General features: G+C 62.1%; 3 protein-coding genes and 1 riboswitch. Of the genes, 2 read left to right on the top strand and 1 reads right to left on the bottom strand.

Annotated elements, in window-relative coordinates; all coding sequences use genetic code 11:
* Window positions 1-89 precede the first annotated feature (89 nt).
* Window positions 90-1,193 carry a 2'-deoxycytidine 5'-triphosphate deaminase gene (locus tag WBF74_RS02005; protein ID WP_424434395.1) on the bottom strand — a complete coding sequence of 368 codons (1,104 nt, stop codon included), beginning with the start codon at window positions 1,191-1,193 and terminating at the stop codon, window positions 90-92.
* 215 nt (window positions 1,194-1,408) lie between these two features.
* On the opposite strand from WBF74_RS02005, the gene WBF74_RS02010 reads away from it, so the two are divergent.
* Both WBF74_RS02010 and WBF74_RS02015 read left to right on the top strand, forming a co-directional pair.
* On the top strand, window positions 1,409-2,662 hold the full coding sequence (locus tag WBF74_RS02010) for a cytochrome P450 (RefSeq protein ID WP_424434389.1): 1,254 nt from the start codon (window positions 1,409-1,411) through the stop codon (window positions 2,660-2,662).
* A gap of 60 nt (window positions 2,663-2,722) precedes the next feature.
* Window positions 2,723-2,802: riboswitch (SAM riboswitch) on the top strand.
* Window positions 2,803-2,841: 39 nt separating this feature from the next.
* On the top strand, window positions 2,842-3,604 hold a 763-nt coding region (locus WBF74_RS02015), incomplete at its 3' end, for an aminotransferase class I/II-fold pyridoxal phosphate-dependent enzyme (RefSeq protein WP_424434392.1).

Here is a 3,604-nt window from a genome sequence, read left to right on the forward strand (position 1 = left end):
CGGCCCGCGCTGTCGCAGGCGACCAGAAGAAGAAAGGCGAGGCAGAGCCGGCCCGCAAGGCGCATGACGCAATCCCGTTTTGCTGCCGGTTATTTGACCCGGAAATGTTTGGAGAGCTTGAGGCCCTGCCGCTGGTAGTTCGAGCCAAGCCCTGCGCCGTAAAGCACGGCGGGGCGATCTGTCAGGCGCTCGAGCACGAAGCGGCCTATGATCTGGCCATGTTCGAGAATGAAGGGGACTTCATGGGAGCGCACTTCGAGTACGATGCGGCTGCCCGCCCCGCCCGCCTCGCGCGCGCCGAAACCGGGATCGAAAAAGCCTGCATAATGGACGCGGAACTCACCTACCAGCGGATTGTAGGGCACCATCTCGGCAGCATGTGTTGCCGGGATGTGCAGCGACTCGGCTGAGGCAAGAATGTAGAATTCATCCGGGTCGAGAATAAGTCCCTTGCCGGGGCGCACATGCACCGGGTCCCAGAAGTCGCGCACTTCGTAAGCGTTCACCTTGTCCACATCGATGACACCGGAGTGGCGCTTCGCGCGGTAGCCGACAATTTCATCCTCGCTGTCCGCCGCAAGGTTGACGGTGAGCGCGATGCCACCATCAATATCCGCTTCACCGTCCACCAGACGCAGCTCTTCGTGAAGGCGCATCATCTCTGCGTCGGTGCAGCTATGCGTGCCGCGCCGGAACCGGATTTGCGCGAGGCGTGAACCGGGACGCACGAGAATGGGGAAAGTGCGCGGGCTGATCTCAAGGAAGAGGTGGCCCTTATAGCCCGCCACCACCTGATCGAACTCGGTCGAGAAATCGGTGATGAGCCGCGTGAACACATCGAGGCGGCCGGTCGAGCTTTTCGGATTTGCGGAAGCCGAAGTTTTTTCGGATAGCGCCAGTGCTTCCACCAGCGGCACGAGATAGACGCAGCCCGTTTCCAGCACCGCCCCGTCGGTGAGGTCGATCTTGTGAAGCATCAGCTCTTCGACCCGCTCCATCACGCCGCGCTCCGGCCCCGGCAGAAAGGAGGCGCGCAGGCGATAGGCCGTGTTGCCGAGCCGCAGGTCGAGGCTTGCGGGCTGGATCTGGCTCTTGTCGATCTCGTGACCGCCCCAGATTTCCTTCTCCCGGATCAGCGTGGCAATGCCATGCGAGGGGAGAATGCCCGTCATATGAAGCTGGCCCGGCCCCATGCGGCGGGGTTCATCATTATGGTTGGGGAAAAGATCGTCCGCCGCCTTGGTCATCGCTTCTTGCCTGCTCCTGTCGTCCCGCCCGTTATAGGTCCGCGGGCGGAGGGGGGGAAGCCCCAGGGTTTCAGGAAGCGGAATCCTGTGCTTAAGTCGGACCACACGATAAAGCGGCGGGCCAGAAGCCGGAAAAACAGAATTCAATCGGGAGGAATGCCATGCCCCCACAAGCTGCGGGCGAAGCCCAGCCGTTTCGGCCTGACCTCTATGATTATGCCTTTGAAAACGACCCGCTGCCCATTCTCAACCGGCTCCGGGCGGAAGACCCTGTTCACTGGTCGCGGCATGGCTTCTGGTTTCTGACCCGCTATCACGATGTATCGGCGGTGCTGAAAGACCCGGCCCGCTTTTCGAGCGCGGCGGCGGGCTGGGGCACCAGCAACCCGCTTGCCCGCAAGGACAGCGAAGGCAATACCGGCGCGGAGAAAAGCCTCAGCCGCTCCTTTGCCACTTCCTTCAACCAGATGGACCCGCCCGACCACACGCGCATCCGCGCGCTGGTGCAGCGCGCCTTTTCCCGCCGCAGCGTCGAGGAGCGGCAGGGGCGCATTGAAGGTGTGATCCGCGAACTGGTCGATGCGCTGGACCAGCGCGAGAGCTTCGACCTTGTGGAAGATTTCGCCTTTCACATTCCGATCATCGTGGCGAGCGAGATTATCGGCATCCCCTCAAGCGACCGGGATCAGTTCCGCCAGGCATTCGAACGAACAGCGGTGCTGATGGCGCCGAAGCAATCGGAAGAAAGCTGGGCGCAGGGGCTTGAGGCCGGGCGCTGGATTGGCCGCTATATCCGCGCGCTCATTGCGGAGCGGCGCGCAGCCCCCACAGGCGATCTCATCAGTGCGCTGATCGAGGCGGAAGAAGACGGAAACCGCCTCTCCGAACAAGAGCTTTCCTCTGCCATCAGCACGATCTACACGGCGGCCGGCACGACGACGGAGCGCCTTATCTCAAGCGGGATCATGCTGCTTCTCACCCATCCAGCCCAATGGGAGGCGGTGAAGGCCGACCGCAAGCTGATCGACTCCGCGCTTGAGGAAATGCTGCGCTTTCATCATCCGCTCCAGTCCACTTCCACCAACAGGCGCTGCACGGTGGATACGGAGATTGGCGGCAAGATCATTCGCGCGGGCGACACGGTGCGGGTGGGGCTTGGGGCGGCGAACCGCGACCCGGAAGTCTTCCCGGACCCGGACCGTTTCGACATTCACCGCAAGATGCCTGCCCCGCTCCTCTCCTTTGGCGCGGGCCCGCATTTCTGCATCGGGGCGGCACTGGTCCGCTTCGAAACCCGGCTTGCGATAGAGGCCGTGCTTGACCGGTGGCCGGATATGAGGCTCCTCACGGAGCATCCGGTGAAAGACCCGAAACGCCCCGATCGCTACAAGGAATTGCGTGTTGCGCCCCGCTAATCACGCAAAAACTTTGTTATTTGTCGCGCTTGACGGGGGCATCTGATTGCCATTGAATGCGCGCCATTCCGTGGTGATTTGAGCCGACCGGCTTGCGGCCACGTTAAACAACTCGCTAAAAAGGTCGGGACGCGAGCCCCGATCCGCCATGGTCGGGGTTTTTTATTTGGGGTAGCCCGATGAGCAAGACGACACGCGACGGACGGAAACTCAGCGCCCGCACAGAAGCCATTCACGGCGGCACGAACCGCACGCCTTTTGGCGAGACAAGCGAGGCGATGTTTCTTACCTCGGGCTATGTCTATGAAACGATGGAGGCAGCCGAGCGCCGCTTCAAGAATGAAGAGCCGGGCTTCGTCTATAGCCGCTTTTCAAACCCCACCATCCGTATGTTTGAAGAGCGGATGATCGCGCTGGAAGGGGCGGAAGATGGCCGCGCCACCGCGACGGGCATGGCCGCTGTCACCTCTGCCCTGCTCTGTTATCTGAGTGCGGGCGACCACATCGTTTCCTCCCGCGCGCTGTTCGGCTCCTGCCGCTACATCGTGGAAGACCTGCTGCCGCGCTTTGGCGTCGCCTTCACGCTGGTTGACGGGCGCGACATTGATGCGTGGAAAAACGCCGTTCGGCCCAACACCAAAGCCTTCTTCCTCGAGACGCCGTCCAACCCGACGCTCGAGATCATCGACGTGCGCGCCGTGGCCGAGGTGGCCCATGCGGCGGGCGCGCGGCTTTTTGTGGACAATGTGTTCGCTACACCCGTGTTGCAACGTCCGATGGAACTGGGTGCCGATGTCGTCATCTATTCGGCGACCAAGCATATTGACGGTCAGGGCCGCTGTCTCGGCGGCATGGTGCTTGCCGACCAGCAATTCGTCACCGACTATCTGTCGAACTTCCTTCGCCAGACCGGCCCGAGCATCAGCCCCTTCAATGCCTGGG

The organism is Parvibaculum sp. (assembly GCF_049672805.1).
Taxonomy (GTDB): domain Bacteria; phylum Pseudomonadota; class Alphaproteobacteria; order Parvibaculales; family Parvibaculaceae; genus Parvibaculum.

Excerpts from the sequence above, each read along its gene's own strand:
- WBF74_RS02010 (WP_424434389.1), top strand. The coding sequence starts at position 1,409 with ATGCCCCCACAAGCTGCGGGCGAAGCCCAGCCGTTTCGGCCTGACCTC.
- WBF74_RS02005 (WP_424434395.1), bottom strand. The coding sequence starts at position 1,193 with ATGGGGCCGGGCCAGCTTCATATGACGGGCATTCTCCCCTCGCATGGC.